Below are 17,700 nucleotides of genomic sequence, written 5' to 3'. Positions count from 1 at the left end.
CGGGCTGAAGGGGCCCTTCGCCGCATGCGATGCGGCGAAGGGCCCTTTCGTCGCGTTAGACGCGGGGAAAGTCCCCTTCAGCTCAGCGGTTTGAGCGCGGTCACGGCATCGTGCGCCAGTGACGTCGTGAGTGTCCCACCCGCTGCGAGCGACGTCCGGGACCACCACTCGCCGGACGCCTCGGGCAGCTCCGGGCCACCGACGACCAGGTCGGTCGCCAGCACCCTGCGTCCGGCCAGATGCGCGAGACTGGAGTCCAAAGTGGAATCACCGATCTCCAACGTCTGGCGCAGCACCGGGACTTCCCCGCGCGTCACGTGCTGAGTGGTCACCAAAGACCCAGGCCGCTCACCTGCCCGACCGAGCACGAGCACCTCCCGCGTATGCAGGTAGGCATCGGCAGCCAGAGACGCCTTGAACACCGCCGAGTGCCGGGCACGGGCGGTCACCACGGTCGGTTCCGGCAGATACTCCAGCGACCCGCCGTCCTCCACGGAAACATCCACTTCGGACACACTGCCCTCGCCGTGCAGGCCGGGGAGCGCGATGGTCGCCGCGACCCCGGAGAGCCGCAGCGAAGCACCGGCGCAGACGCGGATGGTCAGCTTCAGTTCGTCGCCACCCAAGGGCGACGTCGCCGAGTTGACCAGGTGCACGATCGCCGTCGCGCCGGCGCCCCGCTTCGGAAGAAGCGTGAGCGGCGCCATCGAGCGCAGCTCACGCAGTACGGTCCGGCCGCCCTCGAAGCAGGCGGTCAGCCGCGCGTGTGCCTTCACCCCGCGCGGACCGGAAGCAGCGAGCGGACCCAGGCCGCGACGTCCGGCGCGTTCGGAGTGTCCACAAGGGACTGCGTGATGACCGGCAGCTCGCCCCGCATCCGGTGCGCGTCCGACGTCATCACGTCCATGTCCGCGCCGACCAGATGCGCGATGTCGATCTTGTTGATCACCAGCAGATCCGCGGTCGTCACGCCAGGACCGCCCTTGCGCGGCACCTTGTCGCCACCAGCGACGTCGACCACGAAAACCTGGCTGTCCGCGAGCCCCCGGCTGAACACCGCGGTGAGGTTGTCGCCGCCGCTTTCGATGATCACCAGGTCCAGCCCCGGGAAGCGCTCCTCCAGCAGTTCGACGGCGTCGAGGTTGGCGGTGATGTCGTCGCGGATCGCGGTATGCGGGCAAGCCCCGGTCTGCACGGCCTCGATCCGTTCCGGGTCGAGCACTCCGGCCTTGCGCAGGAAGTCGGCGTCCTCGGTGGTGTAGATGTCGTTGGTGACGACGGCGAGGTTCACCTCGTCGCCGAGCGCCCGGCACAGCGCCGCGGTGAGCGCGGTCTTCCCGCTGCCCACCGGCCCGCCGATCCCGATCCGGTACGCGCGCCCGGCGGTCGGCGCCTGGTCGTAGTGATCGGGTTCGGCGGCGGTCGGGTCGAAGTTGACCGGGTGGACATGACCGTGTCCATGACCGTGCTCAACTGGCAAAGAGACGCACCTCTTCCTTGTGATGCCGGGCGTGTGCCTCGGCGAACAGATCGAGCGCCGGAGACCCCGGCGCCGGAAGCTCGGCCGGATCGCCCCCCGCGACTTCGGCCGCACGCAGGGAAACCTCCCGGACCTCGGCGGAGAGCCGTGCCACGACGGCGTTGACGGCGAACGGGTCGAGCCCGAGCAGCCGGACGGCCGCGCTCGCCGGACCGCTGATCGCCAGGTACGCGACCGCCATCGCCGCGTCGAAGGGCACCCCGACCAGCGCACCGACGATCACCGGATGATGCGGTCGCGGAGTTTCCTTCAATAGCCGGGAAAGCACCGGAGACGGCCACGCCGCCTTGCCCGCCCTCGCCGTTCCTCGCCCTTGCGCCCGGGACGCCTCCCGTTGCGCGAGCGACGGCGTCCGGGCGTCGAGTTCGAGGTCGAGCCGCCACCAATGTCCACTCTGGACATTTCTGGCGGCCGCGTGCGCCGACGCCGCGGCGAACACCGCGGCCAGCGAACCCGCCGTCCGCAACCGCCCGGAGAGGAATCCCGGCAGGTCGCGTTCGTGCGTGATCAGCTTCCGGGCGACGGCCTCTTCGAGACCACCGGAATGGACGTGGCCACCCCCGGGAAACCGGGAGTCGGCCAAAATGAGCGCGGCGAGGTCCATCAAAACAAGAAGTACCTTTGCGCCATCGGCAGTTCCGTCACCGGTTGCGGTTCGATCAGCTCACCGTCGACGTGCACGGCGAAACTGTCCGGCTCCACCCGGATGTCCGGCGTGGCGTCGTTGAGCACCATGTCGGCCTTGCCTCGGGAGCGGGTGTTCGAGACCGGCACCAGTGTCCGCGAGATGCCGAACCGTTCGGCCACCTCGTTGTCGATCGCTTCCTGCGCCACGAAATGGAAACTGCTCGCGGACGCGACCCTCGGGGCCGCGCCGAACATCGGCCGGGCCAGCACCGGCTGCGGTGTCGGGATGGACGCGTTCGCGTCGCCCATCGCCGCCCATGCCGGGAATCCGCCCTTCAGCACGACATGCGGCCGGACGCCGAAGAACTTCGGCTCCCACAGCACGAGATCCGCGAGTTTCCCGATCTCGACCGAACCGATCTCGCGTTCCATCCCGTGCGCGATCGCGGGGTTGATCGTGTATTTGGCGACATAGCGACGAGCCCGCAGATTGTCGGCGGCGCCGTCACCGGGCAGCGCGCCGCGCCGCCGCTTCATCACGTGCGCGGTCTGCCAGGTCCGGATGATCACCTCGCCGATCCGGCCCATCGCCTGGGAATCCGAGCTCATCATGGAGATCGCGCCGAGGTCGTGCAGGACGTCCTCGGCCGCGATCGTCGTCGGCCGGATGCGGCTTTCGGCGAACGCCAGGTCCTCGGGCACGGACGGGTTCAGGTGGTGGCAGACGACGAGCATGTCGAGGTGCTCGTCGAGGGTGTTCGCGGTGTGCGGGCGCGTCGGGTTCGTCGACGAAGGCAGGATGTTGGGCAGCCCGGCGACCTGGATGATGTCCGGCGCGTGCCCGCCGCCCGCGCCTTCGGTGTGGTACGCGTTGATCGAACGGCCCCGAATGGCGTCCACAGTGGACTCCAGGAAACCCGCCTCGTTCAGGGTGTCGGTGTGGATCGCCACCTGGACGCCGGATTCGTCGGCCACGGCGAGGCAGGCGTCGATCGCGGCCGGGGTGCTTCCCCAGTCCTCGTGCAGTTTGAACCCGCCCGCGCCGGCGGCGAGCTGCTCGCGCAGCGCCTCGTGCCGGACGGTGTTCCCCTTGCCCAGCAACAGGACGTTGACCGGCTGGCCGTCCATCGCCTGCAGCATCCGGCCGAGGTTCCACGCGCCGGGCGTGACCGTGGTCGCCTTGCTGCCCTCGACCGGCCCGGTCCCGCCGCCGACCAGGGTCGTCAGCCCGGACGCCAGCGCGGTATCGGTCAGCTGGGGGCAGATGAAGTGGACGTGGCAGTCGATCCCGCCCGCGGTGAGGATCTTCCCGTTGCCGGACAACACCTCCGTCGACGGTCCGACGACCAGCGCGGGATCCACACCGTCCATCGTGTCCGGGTTGCCCGCCTTGCCGATGCCGACGATCCGGCCGTCCCGGACGCCGACGTCGGCCTTGATGATCCCCCAGTGGTCCAGGATCACCGCGCCGGTGATGATCAGGTCCGGCGCTCCTTCGGCCCTGGTCGCCATCCCCTGGCCCATGGATTCGCGGATCACCTTGCCGCCGCCGAACAGCACCTCGTCCCCGCTGCCGGACGGCCCCATGCTGCGGTCTTCGGTGACCTCGATCAGCAGGTCCGTGTCCGCGAGGCGGATCCGGTCCCCGGTCGTCGGGCCGAAGAGTTCGGCGTAACGCTCACGGTCGATCGACGGCATCAGGATTCCTTCCGCAAGCCGGGCACGCGCCGGTTCCCGGCCAGCGGAACGAGGTCGACTTCCCGTTCGACGCCCGGTTCGAAACGAACCGAAGTTCCCGCGGGCACGTCGAGACGGTGCCCGCGCGCGGCTTCGCGATCGAATTCGAGTCCCGGATTGACCGCCGCGAAATGGTAGTGCGAACCGACCTGGACGGGCCGGTCGCCGAGGTTCCGCACGAGCAGCCGGATCCGCGGCCTGCCGGGATTCAGTTCGACCGGCTTCGCGCCGGTGATGATCTCTCCTGGGCGCACCCGTCCCCCTTCTAGACGATCGGGTCGTGCACGGTGACGAGCTTCGTACCGTCGGGGAAAGTGGCTTCGACCTGGACGGAATCGACCATTTCCGGCACGCCGTCCAGCACTTGCGCCCGGGAGAGCACCGACCGGCCGCCGGCGACGAGTTCGCTCACCGTCCGGCCGTCCCTGGCGCCTTCGAGAACGTGGTCGGTGATCAGTGCCACCGCCTCGGGGTAGTTCAGGAGGACCCCGCGTTCCAGGCGTTTGCGCGCTACGTCCGCCGCGACGTGGATGAGCAGTTTGTCCCGCTCCTGGGGGCTCAGGTGCATGAGAAAGGTCTATCACCGGAAACCGTCCTGCGCCGGTTCTCGAAACACAGGATTTACCTCGGCGCCCGGTACACGCAAAGTGAACGTCGCCGTAACTCTTCGCGTACGACGGCCGTTTTCACTGAATCGTTCTCGTAATCGTGACCGAAACCACCACATCTTTCGATTGCCCCTGGCCCCTACGTGGAGCAAGGTTTGTCCATCCGTGCGATGAGGCGCGCCTTCGCTGCGTGTATCCCGTCCACGCGTGAAACACAAAGCCGGGGAATGCGCATCGAAAGGTTTCACCACAGTGAGTGCCTCCACGATCAGCACCAATCAGCCGTCCGACCAGGTCGACGACGGTTTCCGACCGGGCCTCGAAGGCGTTGTCGCCTTCCGGACCGAAATCGCCGAGCCCGACCGTGACGGTGGCGCGCTGCGCTATCGCGGTGTCGACATCGAGGATCTCGCCGGCAAGGTGACCTTCGGTGACGTTTGGGGTCTTCTCGTCGACAGCCGGTTCGGCCACGGGCTACCGCCCGCCGAACCGTTCCCGCTGCCGGTGCACACCGGCGACGTCCGGGTCGACGTCCAGGCCGCGCTGGCCATGCTCGCCCCCATCTGGGGCTACCGGCCGCTGCTCGACATCACCGACGAAGAAGCCCGCGACCAGCTGGCCCGCGCTTCGGTGATGGCGCTTTCCTACGTCGCCCAGTCCGCTCGCGGCATCGGGCAGCCCGCCGTCCCGCAGACCCGGGTCGACGAGGCGAAGTCGATCACCGAGCGGTTCATGGTCCGCTGGCGCGGTGAGCCCGACCCGGCCCACGTCAAGGCCATCGACGCCTACTGGGTCTCGGCCGCCGAGCACGGTCTCAACGCCTCGACCTTCACCGCCCGCGTCATCGCCTCGACCGGTGCCGACGTCGCCGCGGCCCTGTCCGGCGCGATCGGCGCCATGTCCGGCCCGCTGCACGGCGGCGCGCCGGCGCGGGTGCTGCCGATGATCGAAGAGGTCGAGAAGACCGGCGACGCCGCCGGCCTGGTCAAGGGCATCCTGGACCGCAAGGAACGGATGATGGGCTTCGGGCACCGCGTGTACCGCGCGGAAGACCCGCGGGCGCGCGTGCTGCGCCGCACCTGCCAGGAACTCGGCGCGTCACGCTACGAGGCGGCCGCCGAACTGGAGCAGGTGGCGCTGAAGGAGCTGCGCGAGCGGCGTCCGGATCACCCGATCGAGACCAACGTCGAGTTCTGGGCGGCCGTGATCCTGGACTTCGCCCAGGTGCCGCCGCACATGATGCCCGCGATGTTCAGCTCGGCCCGCACCGCCGGCTGGGCCGCCCACATCCTGGAGCAGAAGAAGACCGGCCGCCTCGTGCGCCCGTCGGCCAAGTACGTCGGGCCGGAGCCGCGCAAGCCGGAAGACGTCGAAGGCTGGGACCTGGTCGCGAAGCAGGCCTAGCGCGTGCAATGAAAGTCCCGTTACTTGCAAATTTTGCAAGTAACGGGACTTTCATAGCGTCTGCGGGACCGAAGAATCGTGCCGAGCGGTAGTGGCGAGCATGGCCGTCAGCTGATCGACCAGCCAGCCGTCGAGCACCTCGCGCGGCACGGAGCGCTCCTGCAGCCAGCTCAGCAGGGCGCCCTCGACGACAGCGGTCCAGCACCGCAAAGTCAGCATGAGCATGGGCGAGGGCTCCGGCACCACCAGCGCGTCGAGGATGAGCTCGACGGCGCGGTTGCGGACCTCGTCGATCGCCGCGTCCGTCTCCGAGGTCGCGATCACCGAACCGCTGCGCAACAGGGCGACGTAGCCCGCCCGGTAGTGGTCGGCGACGTCGATCAGCCCGCGGACGGCGGCCCGCAGCCGCGTTTCGGGCGGGCCTTCCTCGAGCCCGGCCAGGCCGTCGATGAGCCCTTCGGTGACCGTCTTCAGCGCCTCGACCTGCAGTTCCCTCAGACTCGAGAAGTACCGGTAGAACAACGGCCTCGAGACCTCGGCGCGGGCGATGATGTCGTCGACCGTGACGAGTTCGGGCGCGCGCGAGCCGAACAGGTCCAGCGCGGCGCGGATCAGGTCCTCGCGGCGCGCCTGGGGCGACATCCGGCGAGGCCGTCTGGCGGATGTCACGGGGTGATGTCCAGCTTCGCCGCGGCCCGCAGCAGTCCGGGGGTGAGCCGGGAGAGGACGAGCGCGGCCTTGGCCTCCGGGGTCGACGGCTGGATCGCCTTGTCCTTCTCGACGGCGCGCAGGATGTCCCGCGCGACCTTCTCCGGGCCGAAGCCGCGTTTCGCGTACAGCTTGCTGCTCGACTTCTGGCGCCGCTTCTGCTCGACGTCGTCGACGCCGACGAACCGCGTGGTGCTGGTGATGTTGGTGTTCACGATGCCGGGGCAGATCGCGGTGACGCCGATGTTCTCGGCGGCGAGTTCGGCACGCAGGCACACGCTCAGCGTCAGCACGGCGGATTTCGTGGTGGCGTAGGCGGAAAGGATCTTCGACGGCAGGTACGCGGCGGCCGAGGCGACGTTGACGATCTGGCCGCCTTCGGCCCGGTCCCGCATCTGCTCGGCGAAGACGCGGCAACCGTGGATGACGCCCCACAGGTTCACGTCGATGAGGCGTTCCCAGTCCTTGACTGTCGTGTCGAGAAACGGGCCCGACAGGCCGATCCCCGCGTTGTTCACGACGATGTCCGGGACGCCGAACTCCTCCTTGACCTGCTGGGCGAACTTCTCGACCGCTTCGGCGTCGGAGGAGTCCACTGTGTACTCCCCGACGGTGACACCCTTGTCCCGCAGGAGTTTCGCGGTGTCCGCGGCCGCCGAGCCGTTGATGTCGGTGATGACGAGGTCGGCGCCCTTGTCCGCGAACGCGAGCGCCGTCGCGCGGCCGATCCCGCTGCCCGCGCCGGTGACCACGACGAGCTTGTGCGCGAAACCACCCTCTCGGGCTTGCTTGAGCGCGCGGCTTTCCTCGCCGCCTTCGACGTGGTCGATCAGCTCGGCGGTGGCGGTCGCGATCACCTGCGGCTTTTCGCGGACCACCCAGTGCGTGCCGGCGATCCGGCGGACGCGCAGATCCGGCGCCCAGCGCTCGATCTCGGTCTGCAGCGGCGTGGTGACGAACTTGTCGCCGGTGGGCGCGAGCACCTGCACCGGGATCTCGGCGTTACGCGGCTTCGGCCGGGAGAGACGCGTGAACATGTTGGCGCGGTAGAGGTTGAGCCCGTAGAGGCCGTCCGAAGTGGAGGGTGCGGCCGCTGCCGGGTCCATGCGGCCGATGAGCGCGCCCATCGCGCCGGTGCGCCACAGCAGTTGCGGGATCAAGGGAAGCTGGAAGCCGAGGATGTACGTCGAGTGCGTGCCCTGCGCGAGCGCGTTCTTGAGTCGCCTCGGATTCGGGCGCATCTGCGCGCGGAACCACGCACCGGCGTGATCGAGGCTCGGTCCGGAGATCGACGTGAACGACGCGAGCCGTCCGCGCAGCCTGTCGCCGGTGACGGAATGCCAGGTCTGGATGGAGCCCCAGTCGTGGGCGAGCAGGTGGACCTTGCCCTCGGGCTGGACCTCGTCGACGACCGCGGCGAGGTCATCGGACAGCTGGTCCAGCTTGTAGGACTTGCGTCCCGAAGGCTTGTCCGAACGGCCCGCGCCGCGGACGTCGTAGACGACGACCCGGAAACGGCGTTCCAGCAGGGCGGCGACGCCGTCCCACATGGAGCCGTTGTCCGGATAACCGTGGACGAGCACCACCGTGGGCGCGTCGTCGACACCGGTCACCCGGACCGAGAGGCGGACACCGTCGCTGGCCGTCACCCACGTATCAGACACCCGCTTGTAAGACATAGTGTCATGTTAGACAACATGTCAATAAGGCCGCTTTTTCAGGAGCGCGCGACCCGCCGTCCATACGGTGTCGATCACGAAGACGAAGGTCCAGATCCGGCCGAGGTTCAACAGCCAGTGACCACTCGAGTTCCAGAACCAGCCGGCGTCGTGCGGGCCGCCGAACAACGCTTCGACGGGCCAGCTGTATCCGGCCATCGCCAGCGCCGCCTGCGCGAGGACGTAGACGGCGGCGTGGACCGCCCAGTTCCGGATCGGATTCGCGCGCTTGTTCGTATCGGCCTTCACCGGTTCGGACTCTTGCGATGCCTCCTCGATCATGCGGAGCGCCGGTTCTTCCTTCTGTGACACCGTTTTCGCTGGTTCCACGGGAAACTCTGCAACTCCGACACGCCGGACGGCGCCACGAACCACGAACGATCCGAAGAGCAGGAGCACCGCCGCTCCGAAGCAGGCGACGCGCCAGCCCGCGTCCGAGCCGTAGAGCTGACCCGCCAGGAACGTCCCGATCGTCGCTCCGAGTAGCGTCGCGCTCTCGTAGATCCCCATCGCCCGGCCGAGGCTCAGCCCGGCCGCCTCGGCGACCACCGCCTGCTCCACCGGGATGGCCGCCGCGAACGCCGCCGCGGACAGGATCCACATGACCGCGAGCACCGCCGGGCTCGGCGCGAAGGACAGCCCGGCGGCGAAGAGCGCACTCGCGACCATCGCCAGCGCGAGCACCCGCGTCCGGCCGATCTTGCGGACGAAGCCGTGCAGGTAGTCCGGCAGGATGCTGTACACGATGAACCCGGGGATGAAGACGGCCGCGATCTCCCCGAGCTGCAGCTGATGCCCGCGTTGCAGATGCATCAGGAGCAGGAGAGCGACCCCGGCCTCGGCCATCGCGGTCAACGCGACGAGCGCGAGCATCGGGCGCATCCGTTTGCCCAGTTGCAGAAGCCGCGGCGCGCCTTCCGCCCGGACCGGCGCGGATTTCGCGTTCAGCAGGACCACCGCGGCCACCACGCAGGCCGCCGCGCCGAGCCAGAACACGCCCCGGTAGTCGATCCAGGCGATCGCGGTCAGCGCGACCACGAACGCGATCCACGTGCCGCCACCTTCGGCCGCGAACAGCCTGCTGAACGCGGAATCGTCCCTCGCGAGCCCTTCCCCCACGCGGGCCCGTAACGCGACCCAGAACAGCGCGCCGCCCGCGCCGCCGAGAACCGCGGCCAGATAGGCGACCCCGATTCCCGGCGTCACGGCGTAGACCACAAAGGACAGTCCATAGAGGACTGCCCCGGCGGCGGCGACGCGGCCGCGGTCGAACCTGTCCGCGAGCGAGCCCGCGATCGGCCGGACCACGAACGACACCAGCGTCTCCAGCGCGGTCAGCGCCCCGACCTCGGCGGCCGACGCGCCGAGCTGACTCCCCACCCACAACGGCAGGAGGAAGTCGAGGACCTCCGCCGGCCCCTTGGTCAGCGCGGCGGCGAGCTGATTCTCTTCCGACCGCTTCTTTTGCGTGACTTCGTCCACCCCAGTACCCCCGTTTCGGATACGAATGTATTCTAAAAAGTACGGACGGGCAAGGCTGCCGATCGAGTCAGCGAAGGGGAAGATACGGCCGTGCCGAAGATCGTGGACCGGACCGAACGCCGACGAGAGATCGCCGGAGCCCTCTTACGCATCGTCGCGCGCGAGGGCGTCGAAGCCGTCAGCGTGCGCTCTGTCGCCACAGAGGCCGGCGTTTCCGCAGGCGCGGTGCAGAAGTACTTCTCCACCAAGGAGGACCTGTTCCGCTTCGCCCTCGACATGACGAGCGAATTCCTGGAGCAGCGCTGGAAGACCCTCGATCAGTCCGGAAACCTGCTGGACCTGCTGATACGACTGCTGATCGAGGCGATGCCGCTCGACGAACAACGCCGAGCGGAAGTGATCGTCATCAACGCCTTCACCGCGCGCGCCGCCGTCCTGCCGTCCTGGGCCGAGTTCATCCGCACCGGCTACGACGAACTGCAGGAGATCACGACGCGGTACCTCGAGGAGGCTCAGACCGCGGGTGACGTCCGAGACGACCTCGCGGCGCGCGACCTGGCCAATGCCGTGCTCGCCCTCTCGGACGGCTTCGCGAACCGGATGCTCACCTCCGCCGACCCGGCCGCTCTGCTCCCCTCCCTCGAAACCGCAGTGCGTACTTTGCTGACCTCGACGCAGCGATAATTACATTCAGATGCAACTATCGCTGCTCATAGGTGTAAATTATGCTGCATGAAGACGAGTGGCGCGCTTGAGTTGCTCGGCGCGTTCACCAGCGCCCAGTGGGGCATGGTCACCTCTCGGCAGGCCAAAGAAGTCGGCGTCGACGGTGTCACGCTGCATCGCCTGGAGCAGGCGGGCCACCTCGACCGGATCCGTCACGGCGTCTACGCGGCCACTATCGCCGTCGTTGCCGAAGCCCGGGAGGAACAAGCCGCCTGGCTGATGCTCGACGTCGCCAAGCCCGCTTGGAAGCGAACGCCTCTCGATCCGGACGGAGGGGTCGTCTCTCACGAGTCCGCCGCCCGTTTGCATCGGCTCGGCGAACTCGTCAACGACCGGATAGTCCTGACGACACCACGCCGCCGCACCAGCCGAGACCCGGACGTACGGTTCAGGACCGCCGCGCTGACCGCCGACGATGTCACGTCGATCGACGGGCTCCCCGTCACCACCGCGCTGCGCACTATCCGCGACCTGCTGGAACAGCACCTCGACGGCAGTCATGTCGCCACCATCATCCGTGAAGCCGTGGAAGCGAACTTGGTTCGCTTGGACGTACTCGCGGAGCACATCGGTCCCTACGCCTTGCGTTACGGCCTCCGCCGTTCCGGCGACGGCGAAGCGTTGCTCGAACTGCTGCTCGCCAAGGTCGGCACCACGGTCACGAGACTCGCCCACCGCCCCGCTCCTCCTCGCTCCGCCGCGGTCACCGGACGCGCACTAGAACTTGCGGAGCAGGAAATCCAGCCCTGAGAACCTATTCCAACGAGTTCGCCATGACACGCGACGATGGCGGGCATGCCATCGCAGCGTCCGAGTACACCGCGCGGTTATCTCGACTCCCAGAAGAGCCGGGCGAAGAACAGCGCGTCGAAGACCGGTGTCCCGGCCGGCGAACTGCTCCAGCTGCATTTTCACCGGCGGCTGATCGCGCGGGTGTTCCACGGAGACGACGCCTCGAACTGGGTGCTCAAAGGCGGGCAAGCACTGCTCGCGCGCTGGCCTGCCGCGCGCTACTCCACCGACGTCGATCTCTTGTCCACAGAGGACACCACCGCCGCCGCGGTCGAAGCGCTCAAGACGGCTGCCGCGCTCCGTCTCGACGACGCCATCTGGTTCTCCCACCTCAGTACCTCCGAACAGACCCATATCGAACGCCCGACCCGCAAGGTGGTGTTCATGGCGATGTTCGAGAACGCGAGCCTCAGGTACCGGGTCCCCGTCGACGTCGTCACCTCCGGGCTCACGCCACGCGGAATCATCACCACCGAGCCGCTGAAACCACCGTTCGCGAGTGAGTGCACCTCTAGGCCGAAGGTGCGGATGTTCCCGATCGAAGACCACGTCGCGGAGAAGATCTGCGCGTTGTACGAGCGCCACACGGCCAGGCTGCATCCGTCCACGCGCTACAAGGATCTCGTGGATCTCGCACTCTTCGCTTTGAAGGCACCGATTTCGGGCGAGACGATGCACGAGATCCTGCACGACGAGATCACCCGCCGCCGGAGACGTGGGCTGAGGCTGGAGGTGCCCGACGGATTCGAGGCGCCGGATCCTCGTTCCTGGACCGGTGGCTACCGCAAGGCCGCTCAAGATGTCCGTGAACTCCCCGATGAGCTTCGGACGCTCAAAGGCGTACACGTTCTCGCGGACGCCTTCATCACCCCGCTGCTCCAGGCCGAGCCTCCAGCAGGGCGATGGTGCCCCGAGGAACGAACCTGGCGGTGACACCGGTGTCCACCGAACGGTTGACAGCCGGGTTCAGTCCTGCGGACGTCCCGCGCAGCCCGTCCCGCGCAGCACGATCGACGTATGAGAACGGCAGTGAAAGTGCGCGGCCTGCGCAAGGAGTATCCGGGCCACACGGCCGTCGGGGGTATCGACCTCGACATCGAGCAGGGCGAGGTCTTCGCCCTGCTGGGACCCAACGGCGCGGGCAAGACGACGACGGTCGAGATCCTGGAGGGGCACCGGAAGCGGACGGACGGCGAGGTCGACGTCCTCGGCGAGGATCCCGGTACCGCGGGCCGGGCATGGCGGGCGCGGCTGGGGATCGTGCTGCAGACGGCCAACGACGCCGCCGAGCTCACCGTCGCCGAGACCGTCCGGCACTACGCCCGCTACTACCCGAATCCCCGTGACGCCGGCGAAGTGATCGAGAAGGTCGGCCTGACCGAGAAGGCGGGCGCCCGTGTGAAGAGCCTTTCGGGCGGGCAACGGCGCCGTGTGGACGTCGCGCTCGGGATCATCGGGCGGCCCGAGCTGGTGTTCCTGGACGAGCCCACCACCGGTTTCGACCCGGCGGCCCGGCGTCAGTTCTGGGATCTGATCAGGAGTCTCGCCCACGAAGGCACCACGATCCTGCTCACCACCCACTATCTCGACGAGGCCGAGGCGCTGGCCGACCGCGTCGCGGTCATCACGCGCGGCGCGATCGTCGCGGAGGGGACGCCGCAGACGCTGGGCGGCCGCGCGACCGCGGAGGCCACCGTCCGCTGGGCCGACGAGAACGGCACACACCAGGAGCGCACGCACTACCCGGCCAAGCTCGTCCGCGAGCTGTCCGCGAACGGCCGCGAGCCGTCGGAGCTAACCGTGCACCGGCCCACCCTCGAAGAGACCTACCTCGATCTGATCGGAGAAGCCCGATGACGACGCTGACCCACCAGGGCAAACTCCCCGGCACCTGGTCCCTCGGCCTCCTCCGGGGCACCGCCGAACTCCGTCAGTTCTTCCGCATCCGGGAACAGGTGATCTTCACCTTCGCCTTCCCGTCCCTGCTGATGATCCTGCTCGGCTCGATGCTGAACTCCTCGATGCCCGGCATGGCGATCACCACCGGCCAGGTGCTGGCGGCGGGCATGATCGGCTCCGGCATCGTCTCGACGTCGTTCAACAGCATCGGGATCAACCTCGCGTCCGATCGCGAGCTCGGCGCGCTGAAACGGCTGCGCGGAACGCCGATGCCCGCCGCGTCCTACTTCATCGGCAAGATCATCCTGGTCGGTTTCACCAGCATCGCCCAGGTGGTGCTGATGTCGATCGTCGGCAGCCTGCTGTTCGACCTGGAAATGCCCACCGACCCGATGAAGCTGCTGACCGCGGTATGGGTCTTCCTGCTCGGCATCACCAGCTGCACGCTGCTGGGCATCGCGCTCAGTTCGGTGACCAAAACGGTCAGTGGCGCGGTCGCGGTGACCAACCTGATCTACATCGCGCTGCAGTTCGTCTCCGGGGTGTTCGTCACGCCGATCACCAACCTGCCGAAGGTTATGGTCGACATCGCTTCGTTCTTCCCGGTGAAGTGGATCTGCCAGGGCTTCCGCTCGGTGTTCCTGCCGGCCGAAGCCGCGACACAGGAAATGGCGGGGACATGGGAACTTCCGATGGTGGCACTGGTGCTGACGGCGTGGTGCGTCGCGGGGCTGCTGCTGGCGACGCTGACGTTCCGCTGGTCGAACGAAGGCAAGTGAACGCCTGGGAGCGGTCCTTCTGGCTCTGGGAAGTCCTCTTCTCGATCACCTACGTCGCGACGACGGGCCTGGTGCTCTTCGAAGACGGCGAAACCGTCAACAAGGTCATCGCCGTACTGTGCCTCGGTGGCATCGGCGTGGTCTACCTCGTCCGCGGACGCCGCCTCGTCACCGGGCCGGACTACGAGTACACGCCGTGGTTGTTCGTCACGACCATGATGGCTCTTCTGGTGGGCGCCGTCTTCGCCGCGGGCAATTCGAGTTTCATCCTGTTCCTGGTCTGCCCGCTGCTCTACATGACGTTGCCGACGAAGACCGCGTCGATCCTCACCACGGCGGCGGTGCTGCTGACCCCGTTGTCCTTGCTCGTCCGGGGCGGGATCGACGAACAGCCGGTCTTGCTGCCGATGACGGCGATCCTGGTCATCTTCAGCCTCCTGGCCGGCCGCTACACCACGCAGATCATCGAACAGAGCAAGGCCCGGGCCGTGCTGATCGAAAAACTGGAAGCCAGTCAGGCGGAGGTTTCCCGGCTCTCCCGAGAGGCGGGCACGGCCGCCGAACGCGAGCGGATGGCCCGCGAGATCCACGACACGCTCGCGCAGGGCTTCACCAGCATCGTCACGCTCACCCAAGCCATCGAGTCCGAAATGGACACCGATCCGAAAGCGGCCCGGCGCCACCTGGAACTGGCGGCGCGGACGGCGCGGGAGAACCTGACCGAGGCGCGGGCGATGGTCGCGGCGCAGGGGCCGTCCGCGCTCGCCTCCGACTCCCTGGAGGAGGCCCTGCGGCGGCAGGTCGAACGGCTGACCGAAGAAGCGGGCATCGAGGCGGCGATCGAGATCGACGGCCCGCTGCCCGCGCTGCCGATGGCCACCGAGGTCGTCCTGCTGCGAGGGGCGCAGGAGGCACTCAGCAACATCCGCAAACACTCCCGCGCCACCAGGGTTTCCCTCCGGCTGTCCGTTGTGGAGGGAAGGGTCCGGCTCGGCGTGACCGACGACGGCGCGGGGTTCGACCCCGCCGAACCCACCGGCGGCTTCGGCCTGGCGGGGATGCGGGCGCGGGCCGATCAGGTCGGTGGCATCGTGACGTGTACGAGCGAACCCGGTGCGGGGACGACGCTGGAACTGGAGGTGCCCGCGTGATCACGATCATGCTGGTCGACGATCACCCCGTGGTACGGGAAGGCCTGCGCGGCATGCTGGAGGCCGAGCCGGATCTGAGCGTCATCGGGGAGGCGGGTTCCGGCGACGAGGCCGTCGCGCTGAGCCGGGTCAAGCAGCCGGACGTGATCCTGATGGATCTGCGGATGCCCGGTCTCGACGGCGTCGGCGCGACCCGGAAGATCCTCGCCGACCGGCCGGGGCAGCGAGTCGTCGTGCTCACCACCTACGAGACGGACGCGGACATCCTGCGCGCCGTCGAAGCGGGCGCCTCCGGCTACCTGTTGAAAGACGCTTCACGCACAGAGCTGGCCGGAGCGATCCGAGCGGCGTCACGCGGCGAGACGGTCTTGGCGCCTTCGGTCGCCGGGAAGCTGGTGAACCGGGTGCGCAACCCGACGGCGTCGCCGCTGTCGGCGCGAGAGATCGAGGTGCTGCGGCTGGTGGCGCAGGGGAACACGAACGCCGACATCGGGCGGGCGCTCCACATCAGCGAGGCGACCGTCAAGACGCACCTGCTGCGCGTGTTCGGCAAACTGGACGTTTCGGACCGGACGGCCGCCGTGACCACCGCTATGCGGCTGGGCCTGCTCGGGTAGGCACAATGCATCTCATGCTTGCCACGACCGAATCGGCGCTGCTTCGCCGCCTCGCGCACGAGCAATCCTCGTGCCGCGCCCCGTCCCTCGTCGCCGCTGTCGTCCGCGATGGTGAAATCGCCTGGTCAGGGGCGCGTGGCCGCGTCAATGGCGAGACACCGGACGACGACACGCAGTACCGGCTCGGCTCGATCACCAAGACCCTCGTCGCGACCGCCGTCCTGCGCCTGCGCGACGAAGGCAAGCTCGACCTCAACGACCCGCTCGAAATGCACCTGCCGGGCACCGCGTTCGGCTCGGCCACCATCGCTCAGCTGCTCTCGCACACCTCCGGCCTGACCGCGGAATCGCCCGGTTCCTGGTGGGAGCGCACGGTGGGCGCCGACTGGGCCGCCCTCGTCGAAAGCCTCAAGGACGGCGCGACGCGGCTGCGGCCGGGCAGCCGGTTCCACTACAGCAACGTCGGTTACGGTGTGCTCGGCGAGCTGGTCTCCCGCCACCGCGGGCAGTCGTGGCTGGACGTCGTCCGCGCCGAGATCCTCGGCCCGCTCGGCATGACCCGGACCTCGCCGCATCCGGAAGGCGCGCACGCGAGCGGCTTCGCCGTGCACCCCTTCGCCGACGTCCTCATGCCGGAGCCGTCGCCGGACGCGGGCGCGATGGCGCCCGCCGGGCAGCTGTGGTCGACGGTCACCGACCTCGCCCGCTGGACGGCGTTCCTCGGCGGCAACACCGGCGGTGTGCTGAGCGAAGAGACCGTCGCCGAGATGCGCGAAATGGTCACCGTGGACGACGGCGACACCTGGACCACCGGCTTCGGCCTCGGGATCATGCTGGTCCGCACGCAGGGCAGGCGGCTGGCCGGGCACACCGGGTCGATGCCGGGCTTCCTCGCCTGCTCCCTGATCGATGCGAACGCCGGCATCGGCGCGCTGGTGCTGACGAACTCGACGGCGGGCGTCGGCATCACGCAGCTGTGCCTCGACCTGATCACGCTGACCGAGACCCACGAGCCGTCGCTGCCCGCGGAATGGCAGCCGTCCACTGTGGACCCGAAGCTGCTGGAGCTGACCGGGTTGTGGCACTGGGGCCCGACGCCGTACCACCTGCGGCTGCTCCCGGACGGCCTGTTCTCCCTCGCGCCGACCGACGGCCCCGGCCGCGCGTCGCGGTTCGCGCCGCTCGGTGACGACACCTGGATCGGCCTCGACGCGTACTACGCGGGCGAGACGCTGCGGGTCGGCCGGGACGCTGCGGGCAAGCCGAACCACCTCGACCTCGCGACGTTCATCTTCTCGCGGACGCCGTTCGACCCGGCCGCGCCCATCCCGGGTGGTGTCGACCCCGACGGCTGGCGCTGACCGGTCCCGCGGGTCGTGAGTGGCCACCGCAGCCCTGGCTCGCCCCCGCAGTACATGAAGGCCCCCTTCCTTGCGCCTAGGTACAGGAAGGGGGCCTTCATGTACTTGGGGAAGGGGTGAAGGCCTCCAGCCACAATCAGCAGGTACCTAAGACCCCTTTGGTTCTAACCCGAATCGCCACTCACGACAGCGTCAAGCGGCCGGGGTGTGCCCGACGGTGTCGCCGACGGCCGCGATGAACTTGCGGGCGATGCGCTTGCCCTCGCCCCAGTCGACGAAGCCGAACTTCAGGCTCGTCTGGATCGCCAGGCCCGAGCCCTCCGACGTCCGCTCGACCTTCACGGTGACAGTCTGCCCGTAGCTGAAGAAGCCGAGCTTGGTCGAGAAGGTGACGTAGCCGGCGGCCGCGTCGTAGAACGGGTTCTGTCCCTTGACCGCGGTGACCCCGTTCGGGAGGGCCTGCCACAACGCCTCGGGGGGCAGGGGGAATCGCTCGTGCACTGTCGCCATGAGGCGAGAAGCTACCCGGCGGTCGGCCGCGATGGGAGCCA

19 protein-coding genes are annotated in these 17,700 nt (G+C 68.5%); 9 read left to right on the top strand and 10 right to left on the bottom strand.

What is annotated here, in order from left to right; genetic code table 11:
- Nucleotides 1-77 precede the first annotated feature (77 nt).
- From ACLJRM_RS36570 to ACLJRM_RS36545, 6 genes are read right to left on the bottom strand one after another with little or no spacing between them, the layout of a single operon-like run.
- A complete protein-coding gene (locus ACLJRM_RS36570; RefSeq protein WP_410665675.1) occupies nucleotides 78-776 on the bottom strand; it encodes an urease accessory protein UreD in 699 nt (232 codons plus the stop codon).
- Nucleotides 773-1,480, bottom strand: coding sequence for an urease accessory protein UreG (gene ureG, locus ACLJRM_RS36565; RefSeq protein ID WP_101610823.1), 708 nt, complete (start codon nucleotides 1,478-1,480; stop codon nucleotides 773-775). Before ureG ends, ACLJRM_RS36570 begins: the two co-directional genes overlap by 4 nt.
- Nucleotides 1,470-2,144: an urease accessory protein UreF gene (locus ACLJRM_RS36560; RefSeq protein ID WP_410665674.1), complete on the bottom strand. Its 675-nt coding sequence runs from the start codon at nucleotides 2,142-2,144 to the stop codon at nucleotides 1,470-1,472. The genes ureG and ACLJRM_RS36560 overlap by 11 nt, the downstream gene beginning before the upstream one ends.
- On the bottom strand, nucleotides 2,144-3,865 hold the full coding sequence (locus tag ACLJRM_RS36555) for an urease subunit alpha (RefSeq protein ID WP_410665673.1): 1,722 nt from the start codon (nucleotides 3,863-3,865) through the stop codon (nucleotides 2,144-2,146). The genes ACLJRM_RS36560 and ACLJRM_RS36555 overlap by 1 nt, the downstream gene beginning before the upstream one ends.
- Nucleotides 3,865-4,158, bottom strand: a complete 294-nt coding sequence (locus tag ACLJRM_RS36550) for an urease subunit beta (protein WP_410665672.1) — start codon at nucleotides 4,156-4,158, stop codon at nucleotides 3,865-3,867. Before ACLJRM_RS36550 ends, ACLJRM_RS36555 begins: the two co-directional genes overlap by 1 nt.
- 11 nt (nucleotides 4,159-4,169) lie before the next feature.
- Nucleotides 4,170-4,472 carry an urease subunit gamma gene (locus tag ACLJRM_RS36545; RefSeq protein ID WP_101610827.1) on the bottom strand — a complete coding sequence of 101 codons (303 nt, stop codon included), beginning with the start codon at nucleotides 4,470-4,472 and terminating at the stop codon, nucleotides 4,170-4,172.
- Between the two features lie 292 nt (nucleotides 4,473-4,764).
- Here ACLJRM_RS36545 and ACLJRM_RS36540 point away from each other — a divergent pair, with 292 nt between their 5' ends.
- The gene (locus ACLJRM_RS36540) at nucleotides 4,765-5,916 is read left to right on the top strand and encodes a citrate synthase 2 (RefSeq protein ID WP_410665671.1); all 1,152 of its coding nucleotides are present in this window, start codon (nucleotides 4,765-4,767) and stop codon (nucleotides 5,914-5,916) included.
- Between the two features lie 51 nt (nucleotides 5,917-5,967).
- On the opposite strand, the gene ACLJRM_RS36535 is transcribed toward ACLJRM_RS36540, so the two are convergent.
- From ACLJRM_RS36535 to ACLJRM_RS36525, 3 genes are read right to left on the bottom strand one after another with little or no spacing between them, the layout of a single operon-like run.
- Nucleotides 5,968-6,558 (bottom strand): TetR/AcrR family transcriptional regulator, encoded by a 591-nt coding sequence (locus tag ACLJRM_RS36535; RefSeq protein ID WP_101610829.1) that lies wholly within the window; start codon nucleotides 6,556-6,558, stop codon nucleotides 5,968-5,970.
- Nucleotides 6,559-6,581: 23 nt separating this feature from the next.
- Complete coding sequence (locus ACLJRM_RS36530) at nucleotides 6,582-8,273, bottom strand: SDR family oxidoreductase (protein WP_101610830.1); 1,692 nt, start codon at nucleotides 8,271-8,273, stop codon at nucleotides 6,582-6,584.
- A 51-nt stretch (nucleotides 8,274-8,324) separates the two neighbouring features.
- Nucleotides 8,325-9,824, bottom strand: a complete 1,500-nt coding sequence (locus ACLJRM_RS36525; protein ID WP_410665670.1) for an MFS transporter — start codon at nucleotides 9,822-9,824, stop codon at nucleotides 8,325-8,327.
- Between the two features lie 90 nt (nucleotides 9,825-9,914).
- Here ACLJRM_RS36525 and ACLJRM_RS36520 point away from each other — a divergent pair, with 90 nt between their 5' ends.
- From ACLJRM_RS36520 to ACLJRM_RS36485, 8 genes are all read left to right on the top strand, one after another.
- Nucleotides 9,915-10,508, top strand: coding sequence for a TetR/AcrR family transcriptional regulator (locus ACLJRM_RS36520; RefSeq protein ID WP_410665669.1), 594 nt, complete (start codon nucleotides 9,915-9,917; stop codon nucleotides 10,506-10,508).
- 48 nt (nucleotides 10,509-10,556) lie between these two features.
- Nucleotides 10,557-11,300 (top strand): type IV toxin-antitoxin system AbiEi family antitoxin domain-containing protein, encoded by a 744-nt coding sequence (locus ACLJRM_RS36515; protein ID WP_410665668.1) that lies wholly within the window; start codon nucleotides 10,557-10,559, stop codon nucleotides 11,298-11,300.
- A 45-nt stretch (nucleotides 11,301-11,345) separates the two neighbouring features.
- Nucleotides 11,346-12,275: a nucleotidyl transferase AbiEii/AbiGii toxin family protein gene (locus ACLJRM_RS36510; protein WP_410665667.1), complete on the top strand. Its 930-nt coding sequence runs from the start codon at nucleotides 11,346-11,348 to the stop codon at nucleotides 12,273-12,275.
- Between the two features lie 84 nt (nucleotides 12,276-12,359).
- A complete protein-coding gene (locus tag ACLJRM_RS36505; RefSeq protein ID WP_410665666.1) occupies nucleotides 12,360-13,199 on the top strand; it encodes an ABC transporter ATP-binding protein in 840 nt (279 codons plus the stop codon).
- A complete protein-coding gene (locus tag ACLJRM_RS36500) occupies nucleotides 13,196-14,020 on the top strand; it encodes an ABC transporter permease (RefSeq protein ID WP_101610836.1) in 825 nt (274 codons plus the stop codon). Before ACLJRM_RS36505 ends, ACLJRM_RS36500 begins: the two co-directional genes overlap by 4 nt.
- Nucleotides 14,017-15,171 carry a sensor histidine kinase gene (locus ACLJRM_RS36495; protein WP_410665665.1) on the top strand — a complete coding sequence of 385 codons (1,155 nt, stop codon included), beginning with the start codon at nucleotides 14,017-14,019 and terminating at the stop codon, nucleotides 15,169-15,171. The genes ACLJRM_RS36500 and ACLJRM_RS36495 overlap by 4 nt, the downstream gene beginning before the upstream one ends.
- Nucleotides 15,168-15,788, top strand: a complete 621-nt coding sequence (locus ACLJRM_RS36490) for a response regulator (protein WP_101610838.1) — start codon at nucleotides 15,168-15,170, stop codon at nucleotides 15,786-15,788. Before ACLJRM_RS36495 ends, ACLJRM_RS36490 begins: the two co-directional genes overlap by 4 nt.
- A gap of 14 nt (nucleotides 15,789-15,802) precedes the next feature.
- Complete coding sequence (locus tag ACLJRM_RS36485) at nucleotides 15,803-17,149, top strand: serine hydrolase domain-containing protein (protein WP_410665664.1); 1,347 nt, start codon at nucleotides 15,803-15,805, stop codon at nucleotides 17,147-17,149.
- Between the two features lie 192 nt (nucleotides 17,150-17,341).
- On the opposite strand, the gene ACLJRM_RS36480 is transcribed toward ACLJRM_RS36485, so the two are convergent.
- Nucleotides 17,342-17,659 carry a hypothetical protein gene (locus ACLJRM_RS36480; protein ID WP_101610839.1) on the bottom strand — a complete coding sequence of 106 codons (318 nt, stop codon included), beginning with the start codon at nucleotides 17,657-17,659 and terminating at the stop codon, nucleotides 17,342-17,344.
- Between the last annotated feature and the right edge of the window lie 41 nt (nucleotides 17,660-17,700).

This window comes from Amycolatopsis sp. lyj-84 (assembly GCF_046549075.1).
Taxonomy (GTDB): domain Bacteria; phylum Actinomycetota; class Actinomycetes; order Mycobacteriales; family Pseudonocardiaceae; genus Amycolatopsis.
This window is presented reverse-complemented; position numbering and strand designations above follow the sequence as displayed.

What these genes read in the sequence shown, in the direction of transcription:
- ACLJRM_RS36515 (WP_410665668.1), top strand. Translation starts at nt 10,557, where the DNA reads ATGAAGACGAGTGGCGCGCTTGAGTTGCTCGGCGCGTTCACCAGCGCC.
- ACLJRM_RS36535 (WP_101610829.1), bottom strand. Translation starts at nt 6,558, where the DNA reads ATGTCGCCCCAGGCGCGCCGCGAGGACCTGATCCGCGCCGCGCTGGAC.
- ACLJRM_RS36560 (WP_410665674.1), bottom strand. Translation starts at nt 2,144, where the DNA reads ATGGACCTCGCCGCGCTCATTTTGGCCGACTCCCGGTTTCCCGGGGGT.
- ACLJRM_RS36505 (WP_410665666.1), top strand. Translation starts at nt 12,360, where the DNA reads ATGAGAACGGCAGTGAAAGTGCGCGGCCTGCGCAAGGAGTATCCGGGC.
- ACLJRM_RS36545 (WP_101610827.1), bottom strand. Translation starts at nt 4,472, where the DNA reads ATGCACCTGAGCCCCCAGGAGCGGGACAAACTGCTCATCCACGTCGCG.
- ACLJRM_RS36510 (WP_410665667.1), top strand. Translation starts at nt 11,346, where the DNA reads ATGCCATCGCAGCGTCCGAGTACACCGCGCGGTTATCTCGACTCCCAG.
- ACLJRM_RS36480 (WP_101610839.1), bottom strand. Translation starts at nt 17,659, where the DNA reads ATGGCGACAGTGCACGAGCGATTCCCCCTGCCCCCCGAGGCGTTGTGG.
- ACLJRM_RS36500 (WP_101610836.1), top strand. Translation starts at nt 13,196, where the DNA reads ATGACGACGCTGACCCACCAGGGCAAACTCCCCGGCACCTGGTCCCTC.
- ACLJRM_RS36485 (WP_410665664.1), top strand. Translation starts at nt 15,803, where the DNA reads ATGCTTGCCACGACCGAATCGGCGCTGCTTCGCCGCCTCGCGCACGAG.
- ACLJRM_RS36555 (WP_410665673.1), bottom strand. Translation starts at nt 3,865, where the DNA reads ATGCCGTCGATCGACCGTGAGCGTTACGCCGAACTCTTCGGCCCGACG.